Genomic DNA, 21289 nt, shown 5'->3' with positions numbered 1-21289 from the left:
CCAATGGCTCGATTCTCCCGTATGGGAGGGATCGGTTCCGGGCTGGGGTGGCTCCGCGGTGGTGGTCAGTCGCGCTTGCAGATGCGATCCAGGAGGTTGACGGTGGCGCGCTGGACCCGGGCGTCGACGTGGCCGGGGCGGTCCAGGGCCGGGGACCAGGCGAACGTCCCGGCGGCGAAGACCAGGGCGCCGGACGGGGCCCGGTACAGGGACGTCTCCTGGTGGCGGGTCACGCCCTCGCCGTCCGTGTACGGGGAGTGGGCGAGCAGGATGCGGTCCTGGTACTCGGGCAGCGGAGTGCGTGGGAAGTAGCGGTCGGCCTCGCCCGCGACCAGGCCCGCGATCTCCTCGCCCTCCTCGGCCCCGGACGCCTCCCACAGCCAGTGGTCGGCGTTGCGGACGATCAGCGGATGCGGCTCGGGGACGCGCCCTGCGTACTGGATGCCGACCAGTTGCTGCTCGGGCCGGTCGATCTCCCGCCACAGCACCGGCCGACCGGGGCCCTTGCGTTTGCGGCAGGTCAGCAGGCGGTCGGGGACGCCGGACGGGGAGGGGCCCAGTTCGACCTGCCAGTACATGGTGTTGGCCGACAGGAACACCAGGGACGTGCCGTGCTCGCGGGCGAGTTCGACGGTGCGGCGCATACCGGCCGACCAGTACTCGTCGTGGCCGGGGAAGACCAGGCCGCGGTAGCGGCTGGGGTCGACACGGCCGGCGTGCAGGTCGCGGGCGTCGGCATAGGCCAGGTCGTAGCCGTAGCGCTCGGCCCAGCGGATGACGTCGTAGGCGTGGCCCACGTGCAGGGGCAGGCCCGCGCCCGCGTAGGGGCGGTCGAAGGAGACGGTGGTGGCGGCATCGGCCTCGCCGAGCAGTCGGCCGTGCTCGTCCCAGGCGTGGTAGAGGCTGGCGCCGGTGTGGCCGTCCTCCGGGTAGAGGTTGTAGGCCTGCCAGGTGATGTCAGGCAGGAGCAGCAGCAGGTCCGCGGGACGGTTGTCGCGGACGGTGAACGGGATGTGGGAGCGGTATCCGTCGGCGGTGGTGAGCACGGCCACGTACGCGCCGACGCTCCAGTAGGACGGCACCTGCAACCGCCAGGACAGCCACCAGTGGTGGCAGGAGACCGTGCGGTCGGCGGTCAGCGGCGGGGGCTGGACGATGCCGGACAGGCGCGGGCTGGTGGTGATCTTGGCGGCGCCGTCGCCGCCGTAGTGCCCGATGCGGTAGACGTCCACACCGAACTGCTGGGGCGGATCGACGGTGATGTGGAAGTCGATCGCCTCGCCGGGGGTGACGGCGCCGGTGGAGACGAAGCCCTTGATCTGCCGGTGGACGTCGTCGGCGGAACGGGGGCCGACGCCGGAGGTGCGGGGGGCGGGGACGCGGGGGCCGCCGGGCGGCGTCTGCGGGGACGGGTCGACGTACCAGGGCACGACGTGGCCGGTGTCGTCGAAGTACGTCTCGCTGCCGCGCAGCCAGGGGACGGGGCCCAGGCCGAAGGGGTCCGTCACGGCGTGCGCGAGAGCTCCCGACTCCCAGCGGCGAATCTGCTCCGATCCCATGCCCGATCCCCTCCCTCGTGCCCCCGTGGTCCCATGCGGCGGTGCGGGTCTGTCGGTGGCCGCGGTGACCGACGCGTCGGGTCGGCGTGTGACGGTCGGCGTGTCCGGCTGCGGCTGTCGTATGTCGCACGCGCTTGCCACGTGCGCTATCGGTCCCAGCACATCACATAACGCGCGCATCCTGTCACTATTCGTTGTGAATTGGCCGAAAGTGGAAGAGGGGGATCCGCTAACGCTGCTGCCGGGACGGCGTCGGTCCAGGTCAGACCAGCCGTACGGGCTTTTCCGGACGTATGCCCGAGTCGACCAGCCAGGTCCGCAGCGGGACCGGGTCACCGTCCTCGACCAGCGCGAGGACCTTGGGGCTGAGGTCGGCGGCCCTCTCGCCGTTGATCAGGAGGGCGGGGCCGTCGAGCCAGTCGAGGCCCGGGGAGGCGTCGGCGGTGTCCATCGCGGCGCAGCACACCATCGCGGTGACGTGGTCGGCGAGGAGTTCGCGGCCGGTGCGGGGTGGTTCGAGCGGGAAGAGGGGCAGCGAGTCCTCGTTCCGGAAGGGTGTGCCGACGAGCTGCTCGGCTCCCGCCGACACCGTGCACGCCGGTGGCGCCGACGCCTCCTCGCGGGCCAGCTCGGCGCTGATGCCGGCCGCGAGTGCGGCGCCGCGCTCGCTGCCGAGGCCGGGGTCCTCGTCCGGCGGGGCGGGAGCTTCGGGGGCGGCGTGGTTCTCCGGAGTTGCCTGCCGGTCGCGGTCTGCGCGGTCTGCGCGATGTGCATGATCTACGCGTTCTGTCGGCTCCCGGTAGTCGCCGTGACCCTGCTTGTCGTCGTGCCCGCCGTACTCGCCGTGCTCGCCGTACGGGTGGTACGCGCCGTCGCCGTGAGCCGGCCGGACGTCGTCGGCCGGGAGTCCCCTCCGCTCGGAGAGCTTGCCGGAGGGGGACGGTGCGGACAGGTGCTCCAGGACCCGGGCCAGGGTCGGTCCGTGCGGATCGGCGGCGGAGCCGGGGGAGCGGCGGACGCCCAGGGCGTCCAGGACGCGGTGGAGGCGAGCGGCGTCGGCACGCCATTTGCGGTCGACGACCTCGTCCGGGTACTCCTGCCAGTCCACCGGACACCAGTCCGGGCTCCGCTCGGCCGGGCCGCCGTGGAAGAGGCGCGCGGCCAGCAGCGAGGCGGCCTCGTCGATGGCACCGGGCTCCTCCAGCAGATCGCAGGCCGGGCGCTCGCCGAGCCGGGAGGCGAAACCCTCGGCCAGGCGGTCGCGGCGGGACAGTTCGGTGAGGGCAGCGACGACACCTGCGTCGAGCCGGGAGGGCCAGCGGCCCATGCGCCACGCGGGGAGCGCCACCCGGGTCAGCAGCCGGTCCCAGCCCGCGTACGCCAGGCCCACCTGCTCCTGGGCGACGATCCTGAGCCCGTAGTCCACAGCCTGTGCGCGTTCCGCCGCCGCAGCCGCCACGCCGCGCTCCATCTGGGCCGCGTGCTCCCGGCAGCCGCGCAGCAGCAGCCGGACCACCCAGCCGAGTCCGGCGCACACGGGGCGGATCAGGGGACGGCGGCCGGGTGCCGAGGCGACGGCCACCGCCGCGTCCAGACCGCGGACGAAACGCCGGGCGGCGGCTATGTCCGGGTGCGCCGAGGGTCCCGTACCGGCGACGACCGGGGCGAGCACGGCCCGCAGCTCGCCGACGCGCATCCACCACAGGAACGGGGAGCCGATGACGAGGACGGGCGTCGCCGCCGTGCGGCGCGGGCGGGCCGGGGAGAGTCCGCGCAGGGCGTCCGGCTCGCCGTGGAGGTGCTCCTCCCCCGGTGGAGGGCCGTGGGCCGGGTGCGTACGGTCCTCCAGCCAGCTGTCGCAGTCCGGGGTGAGCTCTATGGCCGACGGGGCGGGGACGCCGAGGCGGTCGGCCAGATCGTGCACCAGGCGGTACAGGTCCGGGGCCGACTCCTCGGCTATCGGGACGGTCGGGCTCATCGCGGGACGGGCACGGGCCACGACCAGACCGATGCCCGCGGCCAGGAGCAGGACGACGACCGCGACGGCGCCGACCGCCCAGCGGGCGACGTCCCAGCCGTGGCCCACGAGGTGCCCTGCCGAGCCGCCGGCGAGCAGGATCACGGCGAGGGCGGCGGGCAGCAGGGCGAGGGCCAGCGCTCGGCTGCGCACGCGCAGCACGGCCAGGGCCCTGGAGCGCGCGCCCTGCACAGCGACCTCCACACCCATACCGGTCACGACCGCCCGTCACCCCCTCCCGACTGTCCTGGCGTTGCTCATTCCCCCACTGTGGCACCCATGACTGACATCGCAATGCCGGTGGGCCAAGTGCCGGAATGCCTGCGCGCACCCTAGTTGGGCCCCCGGCCCGCGTCAGCCGGATGGAGCATTGGTCACTCGATGGAATGGCTTTGGTCAGAGCCGAACGACAGAGCGCATTGATGAGGCCCCGGCTCGTGGAGCCGGGGCCTGCTGGTGAGGAACGGAGCCGGTGAGGAGAACGGGTCCGGGGAAAGGGGCGGGTCGCCGCGCTACGCGTCCGCCGCGGCCCGCGCCGCGATGTCCGAGCGGTGCTGGGAGCCGTCGAGACCGACACGGGCGACCGCTGTGTACGCGCGGTCGCGTGCCTCCGTCAGGTCCTTGCCCGTCGCCGTGACGGACAGCACGCGGCCACCCGCGCTCAGAACGGCATCGCCCTCGCGCCGGGTGCCGGCGTGCAGCACGTACGCGTGCGGGGCGTCCTGCGCGGCCACCTCGTCGAGGCCGGTGATCGGGTCGCCGGTGCGCGGGGTGCCGGGGTAGTTGTGCGAGGCGACGACCACCGTGACGGCCGCGTCGTCGCTCCAGCGCAGCGGCTCCAGATGGGCGAGATCACCGGTGGCGGCGGCCATCAGGACACCCGCCAGCGGGGTCTGGAGACGGGCGAGGACCACCTGGGTCTCGGGGTCGCCGAAACGGGCGTTGAACTCGATCACGCGGATGCCGCGGCTGGTGATGGCGAGCCCCGCGTAGAGCAGGCCGGAGAACGGCGTGCCGCGGCGGCGCATCTCGTCGACGGTGGGCTGAAGGACGCTGTGCAGCACGTCGTCCACGAGCTTGGGGTCGGCCCAGGGCAGCGGCGAGTACGCGCCCATGCCGCCGGTGTTCGGGCCCTCGTCGTTGTCGAGTGCCCGCTTGAAGTCCTGGGCGGGCTGGAGCGGCAGGACCGTCTCGCCGTCGGTGACGGCGAAGAGAGAGACCTCGGGTCCGTCGAGATACTCCTCGATCACCACACGGTCACAGGCCGCAGAGTGCGCCCTGGCCGCCTCGATGTCGTCGGTGACGACGACGCCCTTGCCGGCGGCGAGCCCGTCGTCCTTGACGACGTAGGGGGCGCCGAAGGCGTTGAGGGCCGCGTCGACCTCCTCGGCCGTCGTGCAGACGTACGAACGGGCCGTGGGCACGCCCGCCCCGGCCATCACATCCTTGGCGAAGGCCTTGGAGCCCTCCAGCCGCGCGGCCTCCTTGGAGGGGCCGAACACCGGGACGCCCGCCTCGCGCAGGGCGTCGGCGACCCCGGCGACCAGCGGGGCCTCGGGGCCGACGACCACGAGGTCGGCACCCAGCTCGGCGGCCAGCGCGGACACGGCCGCGCCGTCGAGGGCGTCGACCTGGTGCAGCTCGGCGACCTCGGCGATGCCGGCGTTGCCGGGCGCGCAGTGCAACGCGGTGACGGCGGGGTCGAGGGACAGGGAACGGCACAGGGCGTGCTCACGGGCGCCGCTGCCGATGACGAGGACCTTCACGAGGTCAGCCTAACGGCAGCGGCGCGGCATCCTTTGTGCGGGCCGCCGAGGGGACGGCGGCGGGGCGTTCGTAGGTTCCTCCGAGCAGAGCCGGGGCGGAACCGCACCGAGGCCCCACTGCACTGCTCCGCCCCTCTGTTGCGCCGCTACTCCGTCGAATACTCCTCGACCACTGTCGCGCCCAGCTCCCGCACGATCAGTTCGTGACCGGACAGGGCCGACTCGTCGAGGTCCGGGTCGTCGTCCTCGGGGATGTCGTCCTCGGGGGCGACGGGAGCCGGCTCGGGGGCGGAGGGCCGGGGTGCCGGGGCGGGCGCGGGTGCCGCCGCGGACGACGGCCGGCTCGGGGACGAGGCGGGAGCGGGCGCCGCCGGAGCCATGGGCGGGGGAGCCGCCGTACGCTGCGCCGCCGCGCCTCCCCCGCCGCCGTAGCCGCCGCCACCTGCACTGCCGTAGCCGCCGCCTCCGGGGCCTGCGCCGTAGCCGCCGCCCGCGGGTGCGGCTCCGGAGCCGCCGCCTCCCGTCGGGTCGACGATCGCCTCGATCTTCCACTGGACGTTGAACTGCTCGGCCAGTGCCTGGCGCAGCACGTCCTCGCTGCCGCTGCTCGCGAAGTTGTCGCGGGCGCCGACGTTGACGAAGCCGATCTGGAGAGTGGTGCCGTCAAAACCGGAGACCTGGGCGTTCTGGCTGAGCAGGATCCAGGTGAAGCGACGGCGGTTCTTCACCGCTTCGAGGATGTTCGGCCAGAGGACGCGGGGGTCGAGCCCGCCGCCCGCCGGGGCCGGTGGAGCGGGGGACACCGGTGCGGCGGCAGGCCTCGCCGCGGGTGCCTGCTGTGCGGGCGCCGGGGCGCTGGGCGCACCCTCCGCACCCGGCGCCTGCCCACCGCCCGGGGCTGCCGCAGTGGGCCAGCCGCCCGGCCGACGCCCACCGCCCGCGGCCGCCGCGGTGGGCCAGGCACCGGGCGCGGAGGGTGCGGCGGGTGCGGCGGCCGGCGGGGCGGCAGTGGGAGCGGGAGCGGCCGGCGGGGCGGGCGGAGCCGCCTCCTGGGGACGGTCGCTCACGGCGGGCGCGGGAGGTACGGCGGGCGCGGGAGGTACGGCGGGCGCGGGAGGTACGGCGGGCGCGGGAGGTACGGGGGACGCGGGAGGTACGGGGGACGCGGGAGGTACGGGGGACGCGGGAGGCGCGTCAGGAGCCCCCGTGCCGCGCACGGCCGCCCGAGCCGCGGCGGGCCCACCGCCCGGCGGAACAGGAGGAACAGAAGGAACAGGAGGAGCTGGAGGTACCGGCGCCGCACCCGCGGGACCCCCCGCCGCGGTCTGCGCTCCCCCGTGCACGTCGGGTCCGGGCACGTACCCCATCGCGGGCGCACCCCCGCCCGTGGAGAAGCTGACACCGCGCTCGATCCGGTCGAGGCGGGCCATCACGGACCGCTCGTCGCCGTAGGCGGCGGGCAGCAGTACGCGGGCGCAGATCAGTTCGAGCTGGAGGCGGGGCGAGGTGGCGCCGCGCATCTCGGTCAGCCCCTCGTTGACGAGGTCGGCGGCCCGGCTCAGTTCGGCGGCGCCGAAGGAACGGGCCTGGGCCTGCATCCGCTCGACGACGTCGGCCGGGGCGTCGATGAGCCCCTTCTCCGCGGCGTCCGGAACGGCGGCGAGGATCACCAGGTCCCGCAGCCGCTCCAGCAGGTCGGCCACGAACCGGCGGGGATCGTTGCCACCCTCGATCACTCGGTCGACGACCTCGAAGGCGCCGGAGCCGTCCCCGGAGGCGAATGCCTCCACGACGGAGTCGAGCAGCGAGCCGTCGGTGTACCCGAGGAGCGAGGTGGCCATGGCATACGTCACACCCTCCTCCTTCGCACCGGCGAGCAGCTGGTCCATGACCGACATGGAGTCACGCACGGACCCGGCGCCGGCCCGCACGACGAGGGGAAGCACCCCGTCCTCGACGGGGATGCCCTCCTTCTGGCAGACCTCGCCGAGGTACTCCCGCAGGGTGCCCGGCGGCACCAGGCGGAAGGGGTAGTGATGGGTGCGCGACCGGATGGTCCCGATGACCTTCTCGGGCTCGGTCGTGGCGAAGATGAACTTCAGGTGCTCCGGCGGCTCCTCGACGACCTTGAGCAGCGCGTTGAAACCGGCCGACGTGACCATGTGGGCCTCGTCGATGATGTAGATCTTGTACCGGCTGCGGGCGGGCCCGAAGAAGGCCTTCTCGCGCAGGTCACGGGCGTCGTCCACACCACCGTGCGAAGCGGCGTCGATTTCGATGACGTCGATGGACCCCGGGCCGTTCCTGGCCAGGTCACGGCAGGAATCGCACTCCCCGCAGGGGGTCGGCGTCGGCCCCTTCTCGCAGTTCAGGCAACGGGCGAGGATCCGCGCGCTGGTCGTCTTGCCGCATCCGCGCGGACCGCTGAACAGGTACGCGTGATTGACCCGGTTGTTCCGCAGCGCCTGCTGCAACGGGTCGGTGACATGCTCCTGCCCGATGACCTCGGCGAACGACTCCGGGCGATAGCGGCGGTACAGCGCGAGAGACGACACGCATACGAGGTTATAGGCGCCCACCGACAACGTGTCCGACCGTGGACGCAAGCGCCCCCCACGCACCCGCCAGAGCCGACCTACCCTTGCTGCCTTCCGGCCCTGGGGGAGTTCAGTCAGATAGCGCCGCGTGAGGGGCTCCGCAAAGAGTACCCGATCCCGGGGACCGACAACGAGTTCGCGAGCACTCCTCCGAGTCATGTAATGTTTCCGGCGGAGGATTCGCCTAGAGGCCTAGGGCGCACGCTTGGAAAGCGTGTTGGGGGCAACCCCTCACGAGTTCGAATCTCGTATCCTCCGCCAGTGCCTCACCGGGCACGATGTCGAAGGGCCCCACCGTTCGCGGTGGGGCCCTTCGACGTTGTCCGTCTCAGTTTCCGCCTCAGTCGGGACCCGTGATCGCGTCGATCACGACCTCCGGGACCCCGAGGATTACGAGGACGGTCGCAGCGGTGTGGCGAGCGTCATGGAGGCGGCCGTCTCGTACACCCGCGCCCCGGAGAGTGATCGGCGGGCCGCTGAGCCCGAGCACGGCCGCAGCCGGTTCTTGCGGATGCGGACATGCCTCGCGGCCGGTCGACGTCCTCCCCGTGCAGCCCGAGCGTCTCCCCTTGCCGGAGGCCAAGCGCCAGGGCGACGACCCGGCGCGCGCTGTTGCGGAGCTCGGCCGCTTCCACGAGCAGGCTCTGAACCTCTTCGATCGTGTACGGCTCGACGTCCTCTTCTTCGAGACGGGGAGCCTTGGCGATCTCGGCCACGTTGGGCCGGCGACAGCCACCCCCGAAACGGCCTCGCTGAACTGCTGCCATGCGTCGTGGGCCACGACCAAGCTCGCCTGCCCCTCGTCCGTTGTCACCCGATCGTCCAACAGTTGGTCGCGCATCGGCGGCCGTGACGGTTCTCCCGGTGCGGCCAGCCAGTCTGACGAGGCAGAAGTAGAGCGGTGCTGTCATCCAGGAGTCCCTCGCGGACCGGGCGATTCGTCTCCTGCCTTCGGCCGTCCGAGGGCTTGAGCTCATCGGTTCGGGTGACTGTCTGCGATGTCTTCGCGCCCGGGAAGCACATGCCGCGCATGAAATGAGCCCTGTATCACGATCAGACCGGCGGCCGGTCACCAACACTGGCTGCCTGTCCTCACGCGGCGCCTGGTTGGCGCCGGAAGAGAAGGGACACCGCATGCGCGTACTGCGCGCCTTCGTGGGGAGCGCCCTCGCATCGCTCCTTCTGCTTATCGGCATCTCACCGGCCACGGCCCAGGCCGACCAACTCCGTGACAGGAACGCCGCACACTGTCCGACTACGCATCGCAGCCGTGGAACCAACACCGCCCCGCAGACGGAATACCAGAGTTACTACCTCAACGACTGGCGCCTGGGACCGAGGTACCTCCCCCAGAACGGGGCCCTCGGCCGGATGCTGAGGGGCTATCAGCGCACCGACCACACCTCGGAGTACTGGTTCCTCGGTTGCTACTGGCAGACGGATCCGCAGACGGGGAAGTCGGGTTGGTGGTATCCCGACAACAACGGCTTCGTGTTGAAGAAAGGCAAGCCGGTCGAGCGTCCCCTGACGCTCCGCAAGGGCCAGTTGGTCGACCTCTTCGGCAGCGGTTTCGGTAACTTCCTCGCACCCGCGGGCACACCGTTCGCCAAGCGTGCGATTCCGCCGAGCAATCTTGACGCCTACGTCAACAACTATCCGTACAGCTACCACCTCTACCGGGTCCGCAAGCCGTTCACCGTCGAGGCCGGCCCGATCAGGCCCTGGTTCGGCCAGCCCGGCCTCGGTCTCCAGTACGTGACGAAATCGTCGGTCTCCGACCTCGTCAACGCGAAGTATCTGGACGCGTTGCCCGTAGCCTGACCCGCAAGGCCCGGGGTGGTCCCGGATCCACACCTCGGAGCACACCTCGAGCCGGGTGACGGGACGTTCCTGATGGACAGCGCAGAGCTCGTCGAAAGACTCCGCGAAGCGGACGTGCCCGAGGCGTTCTACGAGATTGCCGGCGTCCACGACGTCCCCGTCCAGCCGGACGCCTACTTCTTTCTGCGCCGTGAGGCGGATGCCTGGACCGTCGGCCTGCGCCAACGCTCCCAGGACAGCGTCATGCGGCGTTTCGGCACCGAAGCCGAAGCCTGCGAGTACCTCTACGACAAGCTCACGCGGGTGCCCCCTGCCCCTTCAGAGGCCGCGGAACCCCTGGAGAAGCTCCTCGCGGACGCCGAGGAGATCCAGCGGCAGGCATGGGAGGACTTCCACGGCCGCCGTGGGTCGGCCGACGATGGCTGACTACGGGACGTCCTCACGAGTTCGAATCTCGTATCCTCCGCCGGCCCAGAGGGCCGGACCACGAAAGTGGTCCGGCCCTCTGGCGTCAACCCGTCCCTTGTCCGCCTCGGGCACGCCCCCCGTTCATGGCCGTGCGGGCGGGTCTTCCTCGTCGCCGCTCACGGCGGTCGCTTTCGCGGCCTCCGTGTCGTGGTTCTCGCGTGCCGACACCTCGCGGCGTCTGGTTTCGGCGGCTTCGGCGATCAGGTGGGCCGCGTCGGCGGGGAGGGCCAGGTTCTTCTCCAGCCATACGGCGTCCGTGCCCTGGGTGTGGGTGGCGAGGACCCAGGCGGCGTAGAGACGTTCGCGGGAGGGCGCGGCCGGGGTCCTCAGGGTGGCGCGGAGCGCCTCCTCCGGGAAGCCGTCCAGGGTGTGGGCGGTGAACCAGGAGGTGTCGACCGGCTCGGCGGCCCGGGCCCGTGGGCGCCTGAACGAACGGGGACGGGCCTGCCGCACCCTCGTACCGACGAGCAGCAGGACGAACGCCACGGCCAGCACGGCAGCGGCCACACCCATGCGATCGGCGGCGGGGAGCCTCGTCCACACCGGTAGCAGATAGGCCATCACGCGATCGCCGTGGTGCGAGTAGGACAGGATCACCGCAGGGCCTCCCTCACACCTCCATCCTCACTCCGCCTCCGGTCCTCGGCCAGGCCCCTCCCCGACCCGGCTCAGCCGATCTGGATGGCCTTGACCACCAGCAGCAGCGCGGCGATCACCAGATAGCCCCGCAGCAGGCTCATTCCGAGTTTGAGTCCGGGGGACCAGACGACCGGCTCCAGCAGCGCCAGGGGAGGCATGCGCCAGCTCTCGCGTTCGGGGCGGGGGATCCTCGGAGGCGGAGGCAGGGCCGTGCCCCGGCGGGCGTGGACGACGCGCAGTCCCACGGCCGCGCCCAGCAGCCCCACGACCAGCACACCGGTGAGCCACAGCGCGACCCGGGCGGTGTCCAGCGTCGGGAACAGGGTCGTCGCGACGAGGATTCCGGACAGCATCAGGAGCACCGCGATGATGGTCGAGGCCACCACGTTGAGCCAGCGCGGATTGACCCAGGGGCCGAGGACCGCCCGGTCGTTGCACAGCAGCAGGAGGAAGACCGACGCGGAGGGGAGGAGCAGTCCCGCCAGGGCCTGAACGGCGGTCGTGATCAGTCCGAGGGGCGCACCGGGGATCAGCACGATGGCGGCGGCGAGCAGGACCATCCCGGTGTAGGTCCCGTAGAACGCCTTGGCCTCGCGGAAGCTGCGGTGCAGGGAGTGGCGCAGGTTGAACACGTCGCCGAAGGCGTAGCTGGTGGCCAGGGTGACGGCCGCGGCGCCGATGATCGACGCGTCCAGGAGCACGACGGCGAACATCACTCCCAGCACGCGGCTGTGCCCGCCCAGGGCCTCGGCGACGCCCAGCGCGTCGGTGAAGTGCCCGGCCGCGGCCGTACCGCTCACGGCGTAGTCGGCCACGACGACGATCGCGACGGCACCGCCGATCACGACGAGGGACCCCAGCACGGTGTCCGCGCGCTCATGGCCCACGAACCGTGGTGTGATGCGCTTGTCGATGATGTTGGACTGCTGGAAGAACAGCTGCCAGGGGGCGACGGTCGTACCCACGATCGCGATGATCAGCAGGACGGCCTCGGAGGTGACCCCGCCTCGCACGCCCGGGACCACCAGGTGGTGGACGGCCGCTCCGTAGCTCGGGTGGCTCATCAGCGCCAGCGGCACCAGCAGCAGGCTGACGGCGATGAAGGCGAGCATCGCGCGTTCCCAGCGCCGGAAGCTGCCCGTGGCGGTGATCGCGACCAGGGCGAGGGCGGCGACGGGCACGGCGACGTACTTGTCGACGCCGAGGTAACTCAGGGCGAGCGAGACTCCGATGAACTCGGTGACGATCGTCAGGAAGTTCAGCACGAACAGGTCGCCGACGCTGAACCAGCCCCAGAACCTGCCGAAGCGCTCGTTGATCAGCCGGGCGTGCCCGACACCGGTGACGGCGCCGAGCCTGACCACCATCTCCTGGTTGACGATGAGGACGGGGATGAGGAGCAGGAGCACCCACAGCAGGCTGTAGCCGTAGTTCTGGCCCGCCTGGGCGTACGTGGAGATCCCGCCGGCGTCGTTGTCGCCGACCATCACGATGAGGCCGGGGCCGACGATCGCCAGGAAGGTGAGCAGCCGGCGCTTCAGGCTGCGGCTGGAGTCCGCCTCCTCCAGCCGGATACGTCCCAGGGCACCTTCGATGTCGCCGAGGTGGGCATCGTCCAGCACCGCTGTGGGACGGGGACGGGGGTGGGGGTGAGGGTGAGGGTGAGGGTGGCCGGTGGGCCTTGGTGCGGGGGCGCCGTCGCGTCCGGGCGTCGTGGCGCGCTCCGGGGCGCCGGGGCCGCCGACCGGTGGCGTACCCGGGGCTACGGGGTGGGCACCGCCCTGCGGCTGTGAGTGCGGGCCGGGCGTGGACCGGCCCGCGCCCCCGCGCCCGGCCGGGTGCGGACCGGACGTACGCGGACGATCCTCCGGACGCGTGCCGGACAACCCGGACCGACCGTCATCCGGACGGGCGCCGGGCCGGGGCGGACGATCCTCCGGACGCCCGCCGGCCCCGGACCGACCGTCATCCGGGCGCGCGCCGGGCGGCGGCTGCTGCGGTGGGCGCCGGTCGGGCCGGGGCCCGCTCATGGTGAGGGCTCCTCACGCCCCTCCAGGCCCGTGGCGCTGCCGGCCTCAGCGGTGCCGCCGACCCCCGTGGTACTGCCGGCCTCAGCGGTGCCGCCGACCCCCGTGGTACTGCCGGCCTCAGTGATGCCGCCGCCCCCCGTGGGGCTGCCGGCCTCAGTGATGCCGCCGCCCCCCGTGGGGCTGCCGGCCTCAGTGATGCCGCCAGCCCCCGTGATGCCGCCAACCGCCGCGGTACCGCCGGCCTCGGCGGTCCGGTGGGCGTCGGGTGGCGGAGCCACCTCCCGGCGCCGCCAGTCCTCCGGCAGTGTCGCCTCCAGCACGTCGTCGACCGTGATCACGCCGAGCAGGACCCCTTCGTCGTCCACGACCGGCAGGGTGATCAGGTTGTAGTCCGTCATCAGCAGGGCCACGTCCACCAGGTCCGTGTCCGGGCCGACGCGCACGGGATCGGCCTCGCTCACCTCGCCCAGCCGTACCGCGGGATCGCTCTGCAGGACGGTGACCAGCCGGACCCAGCCGAGCAGTCGTCCCTCCTCGTCGGCGGTGTAGACGCTGGTCAGCGCCTCCGGCTGGAGCCGGCTCGCCCGCCGGACCGCCGCCTCGGCCTCGCTCGCCGGCGTGTCCGGGGGCAGGGTCAGGAAGTCCATCCCCATCAGGCCCCCGGCGCTGTCGGGGTTGAAGCCCATCAGGGTCAGTACCTTGGCGCGCTGTCCGGCGGGCAGCAGTTCCAGCACGGTACGGCGTCGGCCCTGCCGCAGATCGTCGATGGCGTCGGCCGCGTCGTCCGCCCGCATCCGCGCCAGTACGGCGGCGATCTCCTCGTCGGTGCGGGCGTTGAGCAACCGGGAGGCCCGGTCCTCCTCCAACTCCTCGAAGACGTCCGCCTCCAGCTCCGGGTCCTGCCGGACATCGCCGAGGATCTCGCGTTCCTCGTCCCGGGAGGCGTCCTCGAGCAGGTCGGCGATCTCCGCCGGCCGCAGGCGCCGGATCCGGGCCGTGGGGCGGCGGACCAGCGCGCTGCGGCTGTGCCCGATGAGCGGCTCGAACGCCTTCCAGTCCCGGCACGCGTGCCCCGTCGCACGGTCCCCGAAGATCCCCAGCAGCCGGTGCGGCCGGTGCGTGTCCACGCCCGACAGCAGCCACTGGCCGTCCCGTTCGGCCAGTTCCACGTCCTGCGCGCGGACCAGGCGCGCCTCGCCGACATCGATCAGCCGGTGGCCCAGCACGTCCGCCCGCAGCAGCACCTCGCCCTCGCGGCGTTCGAACGGCCGCAGGTCCAGCCGTGCGCTTTCGAGCTCCACCAGGCCCTCGGCGTCGAGCGCGGCCACCTGCTCCACGGGGACGAACAGCTCACGGCCACCCACGCCGACCACGAGCCCGGTCACCACCGGGTAGTCGGCGCCGCGCAGCCGGACGATCACGTCGGAGAGCCGGCCGAGCGACCGGTCACCCCGGTCCACCACTGGGCGCTTCACCAGTGACGACAGATGGACGGGCGACCGCTCCAGGTGTGCGGTCGGCCGTGGCGAAGACGGACTGAAGGTCATCGCTCTGCCCTGCCCGAACGTCGGTTGCCCCCGCGACCAACGGTATTGAATCACTACAAACGCATGCAAACGCCCCACCTGGGGTGGACTGGTGTCTCAGCGGGAGCCTGGCCTCCACGGCATGCGGCGGGCCTGCGGAGAACCGACACTGGTGGTAAGCCGAACTGGCCGGGGGCGGGCCAGCACCTTGGCTCTCTCCGTGCCGGCCACCGAAGCTCGAAGGAGACGGCCATGACCACCGCACGGGAGATCATGCACACCGGTGCCACATGCGTCCAGGAGAGCGAGACGCTGGAGGACGCGGCGCGCCGGATGAAGGAGATGGACGTCGGAGCCCTGCCGATCTGCGGGCCCGACGACCGCCTCCACGGGATCATCACGGACCGCGACATCGTGGTGCAGTGCCTCGCCAAGGGGAAGGACCCCCGGACCATGACGGCGGGTGAGCTGGAGCAGGGCAAGCCGATCACGATCGACGCGAACGCCGACAGCGGCAGTGTCCTGCGGACCATGGAGGAACACCGGATCCGCAGGCTGCCCGTCATCGAGAACCACCGCCTGGTCGGCATGATCAGCGAGTCGGACCTCTCACGCACTCTGCCGGAGACGCAGGTGGGCCACTTCGTCGAGGCCGTCTGCGCGACCGCCTGACACCGAAGGGCACCCACCACGCCGAAAGGCCACTCAGCAGGACGGGCGAGGGCTCCGACCGGATTCCGGTGGGAGCCCTCGTCGTGTCAGCCCGCGACCCCGCCATCGTCCAACTGACCGAGTTGCTCGGCAAGTTGAAAGAGAGCGGGCAGGGCGGCGGCGACGGCGGCCCGATCGGCGCCGTCCAGCGAGGCCAGCGCGGCGTCCATGCGGCGTTCGTGGGCGGTGGTCCACGCGGCGAGCTGGTCCCGTCCGGCGTCGGTGAGAGTGACGACGGAAGCGCGGCGGTCGGCGGAGTCGACCTCGCGCGCGACCAGGCCCGTGGTGATCATCTGGCCGATCAGTCCGCTGACGGTGCTCGGCGCGAGTCGCTGGCGGGCGGCGAGGTCGCTGATCCGGGCGGGCGAGTGCTCACCGAGCACCTGGAGCAGCTCGACCTGGGCCATGGGCAGCTTCTCCCACGGATAGTCGGTGCGGATCGAGGCCCGCAGGGCGCGCCGCAGGCGGGTGACAGCCTCGGTGAGCAGCCGGGCGTCCGGCGCCTCGGTGGCGGGGCCGGGCAGGGGAAGCTCGGAGCGGGGCTGCGCGGACATGCGGCAAGGGTAGCCGGGGCCCCGCGCGCGCCCTCCTGCTCGTACCGCCGCCGGGTTGCCCACCGGCTCGCGCGGGTTGCCCACCGGCTCACGCATCGTTCTCACGCCCCGAGTCCCGGAAGGGACCGGCGGTGGTCGCCCCGGTCCGGCCCCAGCCAGGCCGAGACGACGGCGACAGCCGACACCGCCACCAGAATCGACGCGGACCACCGGGCGCCGGCCTCGGTTCCGCCGCCGGCCGCCAGATGCAGGGCGAGGGTGACCAGCGCCACGCCCAGGGCGGTGCCCAGACCGCGGGTCATGTTGACCAGGCCGCCACCGGTGCCGGAGGAACGAGCCGGGATCGCGCCCATGATCAGGGCGTTGTTGGCCGGGGTGAACGTCCCCAGCCCCACGCCGACCAGGGCCAGCAGCGGCACCAGCCAGGCGATGGTGAGGGGAGCGGCCAGGAGCGCGGCAGTGGCGAGGAGGAATACGCCGGCCCCGGCCAGGCACCGGCCACGGTCGGTCAGGGAACGCGGCAGCAGCCGGTCGCCGCCGGTGGCGCCGAGGGCGAACCCGGCGGGCAACGCGGTCAGCACCAGTCCCGCGGTCAGCTCCGAGGCCCCCCGCGCGGTCAGCACGACCGGCACCAGTACCAGCGGGCCGAACAGCACGAGGTATCCGCTGAGTGCCCCGACCAGCCCGAACGCGACCGCGCGCACCCGCAGCAGAGCGAGATCGAGCAAGGGCGCGGCGGTCCGCCGCTGACGTCGTGCGAAGCCCCAGCCGGCCAGAGCCGCCACCCCGAACAGCAGGACCACACCCCAGGCGGGCACCGGCAGACCGGAGGCCGCGGACACGCCGAGCAGCGCGCAGGTCGTCGCCACGGCCAGCAGCGCCAGTCCGGCCCAGTCGAAGCGGGCGACCTTGGTGCGGGCCCTGGTGCGAGGCAGCAGATAGTGCCCGCTCACCAGCGCGACCACTCCGACCGGCACGTTCACCCAGAACACCCAGCGCCAGCCCAGGGTGGACACCAGTGCGCCACCCACGGTGGGCCCCAGGGCGAGCCCCAGCGCCTGTGCGGCGGCCTGCACGCCGAGCGCGGTGCGCATCCGCCCGCGGGGTGCGCTGGTGGTCACCAGCGCGACGCTGTTGGCCTGCATCAGCGCCGCCCCGGCCGCCTGCACCACCCGGAAGCCCACCAGCGCCGCCAAGGAGGGCGCCAGTCCGCAGGCGGCGGACGCCAGCGTGAAGACGGCGAACCCGTACAGGTACAGCAGCTTGCGGCCGTGCGCGTCCGCCAGCCGCCCGGCCGGCACCAGCAGCGCCACCAGGGCCAGCAGATACGCCAGCGACACCCATTCCACCGCGGCGAGCGAGGCGTGGAACTCGGTGCGCAGGCTGCCGTAGGTCAGCGTCACGATGCTCGCGTCCAGCTGACCCATGAACGCCCCGAAGCACACCGTGGCCACGGCCAGCCACCAGGCGTTCGGTCGTGACCGGATCCCCTCCGGGCGGGCCCGCTCCGCGGTGAGCACGGCGGGCCAGCGCGGACGGGACGGGCTGTGCGTCGTATCCGAAGCCATGACTCCAGATTACATCGGTCACCGAAATATTCGGGATCCGTCTGATCCTGCCCCCTCCGTCACCGGCCCTCCGCCGCCGAGCCGCCCAAGCCCCCTGAGTCCCCTGAGTCGCCTGAGCCCCCTGGGCTCTCTCAGTCCTCCGCCATCCCTAAGTCCTCCATCACCGCGACCGTGTCGAGCCCAACGTGGTGCAGGGTCCGGTGCACGGTGCGCCGGGCTCCGCGAATGGTGAGCGCGGTCGCCGGCCACCGCGCGGCGACCCTCAGCAGGGCGTAGGCGCACGCGAGGTCGAGGTGGGTGGCCTCGCTCATGTCCACGATCCACTCGTCGGCCTCACTCAGCGGCGGGGCTCCGAGTCGTTCCTCCAGTAGCCACAGGGCCTGCGTCCCGATGTCCCCGGCGAGTGCCAGTTCGGCCCGTCGGCCGTCTGTCGCCCGGATCACCAGGGGCGACGCCGGGAGATGCGCGGCTGCCATGGCGGCCTCCTTCGTGTCCGCCACACTCCGTCCACCTCCATGGTGGCCCCGCGACCACGTCCGTGGCGTCCGTGGCATCCACGGGGCCCCGGCTCCGGGGAACGATCGAGCTCAGGCCCTCTTGCGCGCCGTGCCTCCGGCCGGTCGCGCCGTCGTCGCGGTGCGGCGGGTGTCGCGGACGGTGGACGCGGACGGGGTCTCGGTGTGCGGGGTGCGGGGCTGGCGGTGGCGGGGCGACGGGCGCCGGGGCGGGCGGGTCAGGGTGATCTGGCGCACGAACTGCTGGAAGCAGGCCAGGGAGGCCAGGCCCGGCAGTGCGGCCGCAGCGATGTCCATGATCGTCCTGGGTGCCTGCAGCACGCACAGAAGCATCGCGATGGACGAGAAGATCAGCACCACGCTCCAGGAGTGGACGGCGCGGCGCTGGTGCAGCGCGGCCCGCAGCACGGACAGCGAGGCGACCAGCCAGGGACCGTAGACCAGCAGGGGCCACCAGGACGCGATGCCGTCCTGCATCCGTGCCACGGCCACGACGCGAAGGGGATCGTAGGCAACCATTCCGCCGAAGAAACTCACCGAGGAAGCGATCACCGCGGTCAGCGCGGCGATGACGTGACTGGTGGACCGCAGGACGTTCGGACGCTTGCGTTCCCGGACCTTTCGATGGCGTCGGGCGACCGCCTTCAGCGGAGGCAGTTCCGCCGTGATCGCCTCAAGGGTCTCCAGGGGCGTGCCGATGTTCGGAGCGGGCTCGGTGACCGGTGCCTCGTCCCGGGCGACGAGGATGTCCGGCCGGTGCTCCTCCATCGCGTCCTGAAGCATGAAGGCCAGTTCCTCGGCGGGGTCCCAGGCCGCGTCCGGCGGCTCCAGGGGAGACGTGAAGAACTCCGCCGAGCCCCGGTGCCGGCCGGTGCCCGCCCCCTGGTATCCGCCCGTACGGCTCGGGTAACCGGGATAATCCGAATAGTGGCCGGAACGATGATCGATACGTTCGTCGTACATGACGGGCAGCTATTCCGCTCCCGAGAAACGGGACCGGCCCTCCGAACCGAGCCAGCGGCGCGCGAGGTCGGCTTCCAGTGTGCTCATCGCCTCCAGGAAATCCCGCAGCAGGGGCTCCGTCACCTTGAGCGCGACCAGAAAACCTCCCCTGGTCAGGGTGCCGTTGACAGTGGCCGACGAGTGCACCGGGGCGGGAAGGTAGGTGTAGGGACCCAGCGCCACCGCGTGTGCGGCGACCGGGCCCTCTCGCTCCTGACCCCCGAACAGACCCCAGTACCCTTCCCTGGTTGCCTTAGTCATGTCCCGACTAACGCCGTACGACTTTCCCCGGATGCGCGGCAAATGGGTGAAGGAATTCCCTGATTAGCCCTAAATGTGCGATGGGATGTCTCATCCGTACAAATGAAGAGACGGGCATGGGCCGGTGATCCGCCGTTCGGCGTGCGGCACGTCGACCATACGTCCCCGGAGGCGCATGTCACGGATATCGACCCGCCGCGTTCCGCACCCGCGCACCGGCCGGCGTCCCGCAGTCGCCAGTGCTGTGACCGGAAAGGTTCACCGGCTCGCGACGCCCGGCACGGCACTAGCGCAGGATCCGGACCTTCCGTTCCACGCTCACCTGGTCGATCTCCGACACCCGTACCGTCGCCTTCACGGTCCAGGTGCCGGGGATCGGGAGGTTGAGGGAGTCGGTTCCCCAGTAGCCGCCCCTGTTGGTGAGCCCGGCGTCGATGGGTCCGATCTTCTGTGCGGGCAGGGACAGGGACAGGCGCAGTTCGGGAACGATGGTCAGGCCGCCGTCCGGGCCGTAGACGACGGCCTCCACGGCGTTCTGGCCGACGCGACCCGGTTCCAGGGTGATCTGCACCTTGCCGTGACCGCCCGGGGTGCCGACGTCGAACGGAATGATCGTGACGGAGGCTCCAGGAACCCCGGCCTCGGGCGCGGCCTGGGCCGCCTCGGCGGCCGCGCGGCCCGGCAGGGTGCCGGCCAGCACCGTGGTGAAGACCAGGACCGCGATGCCCACGGCGACCTCGGCCAGGACCGAGCGGCGCAGAGCACGACGGCAGGAGTCGGGGGCGGGCGCAAGTGCGGGCGCGGGTGCCTTCGTCCCGGGGTCCTCCGCTCGTGCCTCCCCGTCGGGTACCGCCGGCGCCTTCCCGTCTCGTACGGCCGGCTCCGCGTCCGCCGTCACCAGCCGTGCCGTCCAGCGCCGGGAACGGGCCGCCACGGCCAGCAGCAGTGCCACCACGACGAGTTTGACCAGCAGCAACCGGCCGTACGCCGTGCCGGTGAGCGTGGCCCAGGAGCCGAGGCCTCGCCAGGACTGGTAGACCCCGGTGACGACGAGGACGGTGACGGCGCCGAAGGCGATCCGGGAGAAGCGCGCCACCGCCGCGGTCAGCGCGGGACCGTCGGCGGAAGGCGCCACCGCGCTGGCTGCCTCGGCGACCGGGACCGCGACCGCTGTACGGCCACCGCTGCCTTCGGAGGCGACCGTGACTGCCTCCCTTGCCCTCGGCCCCGGCTCCGTCTCGCCGTGTCCCGCCTCCGGCTCGTCCGCCGAGACGTGCTGAAGGATGGTCAGGAGGGCCGTCAGGCCGCCCAGCCAGACCGCCATCGCCAGCAGATGCAGCACCGACGAGGTCATCGCCACCGGAACCTGGATACCGGCCGAGGCGTGCTCGGACCCCGCCCACGTCAGTGCCAGGGCCAGGGCCAGCGCGGCGCCCGCCGCCAGGATCACGCGCGCGGGCTTCTCCTCCGGCCGCCGCCGGGACAGCCGTACGAGGAGGACGGCCGCCGGCGCGAGCAGGGCCAGGCGGGCCAGCAGCATCAGACCGGGGCGGCCGGTCAGGGTGCGGGAGACGGCCGCGGGGTCGAAGGCCGACACCGGACCGGTACCGGTCTCGTAGGGCGCCCGCAGCACGAGCAGGGCGAGCGTGGAGGCCAGCAGTGCCCACCAGCCCGCCACCAGCGGCTTGCGCAGCGGGCTCGCGTTCGGCGGGCGGCACAGCAACGCGAAGGCCGCCGTACCGATGAGCAGGGCCGCGGCGCCGTAGGCGGTGTAGCGGGCGAGGTCGTAGAGGCCGCGGGTCGTGGGGTTCTCGGACGGGCCGGTGTCGATCGCGGCCATCGTCGGGGACGGCTTGCCCACGGAGAAGGTGAAGGCGCCGGAGACGGGGTGGCTGTCGGCCGACACCACCCGCCACGCCACGGTGAACGTGCCTTCGCCCAGCCCCTCCGGGAACGCCACCCGGGCCGTGTCCGGTCGTCCGGGCGCGTGCTGCGGCTCGCCCGTGCGCACCCGCCGCCCCTCGGGGTCGAACAGGCGGAAGGAGTCGTCGAGCAGGCTGACGGACTCGGTGAAGGCGAGAGTGATCGTGCCGGGCGCCGTCTCGAGGACGGTTCCGTCGGCGGGGTCCGCGCCCCGCAGGGCGGCGTGGGCGGAGGCGGGTCCGGCGCCGCCGAGGAGGAACAGGACCAGTACCGCGCCGAGCAGCGTCAGCTTCCCAAGCCGTCGCCGCCGTACGCGTCCACGGCGCACAGCG

General features: G+C 72.4%; 16 protein-coding genes, 1 tRNA gene and 1 other RNA gene. 4 read left to right on the top strand and 14 right to left on the bottom strand.

Features of this window, described 5'->3' with window-relative positions; genetic code table 11:
* Nucleotides 1-65: 65 nt before the first annotated feature.
* The 5 genes from TNCT6_RS15875 to ffs form a co-directional block, all read right to left on the bottom strand.
* Nucleotides 66-1559 carry a N,N-dimethylformamidase beta subunit family domain-containing protein gene (locus TNCT6_RS15875; RefSeq protein WP_141359988.1) on the bottom strand — a complete coding sequence of 498 codons (1494 nt, stop codon included), beginning with the start codon at nt 1557-1559 and terminating at the stop codon, nt 66-68.
* A gap of 262 nt (nt 1560-1821) precedes the next feature.
* A complete protein-coding gene (locus tag TNCT6_RS15865; RefSeq protein ID WP_141359987.1) occupies nt 1822-3795 on the bottom strand; it encodes a hypothetical protein in 1974 nt (657 codons plus the stop codon).
* A 293-nt stretch (nt 3796-4088) separates the two neighbouring features.
* Entirely contained in the window at nt 4089-5342 is a 1254-nt protein-coding gene (purD, locus tag TNCT6_RS15860; RefSeq protein ID WP_141359986.1) for a phosphoribosylamine--glycine ligase, read from the bottom strand.
* 146 nt (nt 5343-5488) lie between these two features.
* Nucleotides 5489-7897: a DNA polymerase III subunit gamma and tau gene (locus TNCT6_RS15855; RefSeq protein ID WP_141359985.1), complete on the bottom strand. Its 2409-nt coding sequence runs from the start codon at nt 7895-7897 to the stop codon at nt 5489-5491.
* A 47-nt stretch (nt 7898-7944) separates the two neighbouring features.
* Nucleotides 7945-8039: signal recognition particle sRNA small type (ffs, locus tag TNCT6_RS15850), an RNA gene on the bottom strand.
* Nucleotides 8040-8112: 73 nt separating this feature from the next.
* Here ffs and TNCT6_RS15845 point away from each other — a divergent pair.
* The 3 genes from TNCT6_RS15845 to TNCT6_RS15830 all read left to right on the top strand — a co-directional run bounded on the left by TNCT6_RS15845 (nt 8113) and on the right by TNCT6_RS15830 (nt 10186).
* Nucleotides 8113-8200 (top strand) — tRNA-Ser (locus TNCT6_RS15845).
* An 873-nt stretch (nt 8201-9073) separates the two neighbouring features.
* Nucleotides 9074-9760 carry a TNT domain-containing protein gene (locus TNCT6_RS15835; protein ID WP_141359984.1) on the top strand — a complete coding sequence of 229 codons (687 nt, stop codon included), beginning with the start codon at nt 9074-9076 and terminating at the stop codon, nt 9758-9760.
* Between the two features lie 72 nt (nt 9761-9832).
* Nucleotides 9833-10186: a hypothetical protein gene (locus tag TNCT6_RS15830; RefSeq protein WP_141359983.1), complete on the top strand. Its 354-nt coding sequence runs from the start codon at nt 9833-9835 to the stop codon at nt 10184-10186.
* 123 nt (nt 10187-10309) lie between these two features.
* Here TNCT6_RS15830 and TNCT6_RS15825 read toward each other — a convergent pair whose 3' ends face one another.
* The 3 genes from TNCT6_RS15825 to TNCT6_RS15815 all read right to left on the bottom strand — a co-directional run bounded on the left by TNCT6_RS15825 (nt 10310) and on the right by TNCT6_RS15815 (nt 14360).
* Complete coding sequence (locus tag TNCT6_RS15825; RefSeq protein WP_141359982.1) at nt 10310-10825, bottom strand: hypothetical protein; 516 nt, start codon at nt 10823-10825, stop codon at nt 10310-10312.
* Nucleotides 10826-10896: 71 nt separating this feature from the next.
* The gene (locus tag TNCT6_RS15820; RefSeq protein WP_141359981.1) at nt 10897-12489 is read right to left on the bottom strand and encodes an NRAMP family divalent metal transporter; all 1593 of its coding nucleotides are present in this window, start codon (nt 12487-12489) and stop codon (nt 10897-10899) included.
* 404 nt (nt 12490-12893) lie between these two features.
* Nucleotides 12894-14360, bottom strand: coding sequence for a magnesium transporter MgtE N-terminal domain-containing protein (locus tag TNCT6_RS15815; protein WP_253266121.1), 1467 nt, complete (start codon nt 14358-14360; stop codon nt 12894-12896).
* A 315-nt stretch (nt 14361-14675) separates the two neighbouring features.
* On the opposite strand from TNCT6_RS15815, the gene TNCT6_RS15810 reads away from it, so the two are divergent.
* Complete coding sequence (locus tag TNCT6_RS15810) at nt 14676-15095, top strand: CBS domain-containing protein (protein WP_141359980.1); 420 nt, start codon at nt 14676-14678, stop codon at nt 15093-15095.
* A gap of 86 nt (nt 15096-15181) precedes the next feature.
* On the opposite strand, the gene TNCT6_RS15805 is transcribed toward TNCT6_RS15810, so the two are convergent.
* The 6 genes from TNCT6_RS15805 to TNCT6_RS15775 form a co-directional block, all read right to left on the bottom strand.
* On the bottom strand, nt 15182-15688 hold the full coding sequence (locus tag TNCT6_RS15805; protein ID WP_141359979.1) for a MarR family winged helix-turn-helix transcriptional regulator: 507 nt from the start codon (nt 15686-15688) through the stop codon (nt 15182-15184).
* Nucleotides 15689-15789: 101 nt separating this feature from the next.
* Nucleotides 15790-17256 (bottom strand): MFS transporter, encoded by a 1467-nt coding sequence (locus TNCT6_RS15800; protein ID WP_172632916.1) that lies wholly within the window; start codon nt 17254-17256, stop codon nt 15790-15792.
* 131 nt (nt 17257-17387) lie between these two features.
* Nucleotides 17388-17732 (bottom strand): STAS domain-containing protein, encoded by a 345-nt coding sequence (locus tag TNCT6_RS15795; protein WP_141359978.1) that lies wholly within the window; start codon nt 17730-17732, stop codon nt 17388-17390.
* Between the two features lie 111 nt (nt 17733-17843).
* Nucleotides 17844-18734 carry a DUF2637 domain-containing protein gene (locus tag TNCT6_RS15785; protein ID WP_253266120.1) on the bottom strand — a complete coding sequence of 297 codons (891 nt, stop codon included), beginning with the start codon at nt 18732-18734 and terminating at the stop codon, nt 17844-17846.
* 9 nt (nt 18735-18743) lie between these two features.
* On the bottom strand, nt 18744-19034 hold the full coding sequence (locus tag TNCT6_RS15780) for a hypothetical protein (protein ID WP_253266119.1): 291 nt from the start codon (nt 19032-19034) through the stop codon (nt 18744-18746).
* A 286-nt stretch (nt 19035-19320) separates the two neighbouring features.
* A complete protein-coding gene (locus TNCT6_RS15775) occupies nt 19321-21285 on the bottom strand; it encodes a copper resistance protein CopC (protein ID WP_253266118.1) in 1965 nt (654 codons plus the stop codon).
* Nucleotides 21286-21289 lie beyond the last annotated feature (4 nt).

It is taken from the genome of Streptomyces sp. 6-11-2, assembly GCF_006540305.1.
Lineage (GTDB): Bacteria > Actinomycetota > Actinomycetes > Streptomycetales > Streptomycetaceae > Streptomyces.
This window is presented reverse-complemented; position numbering and strand designations above follow the sequence as displayed.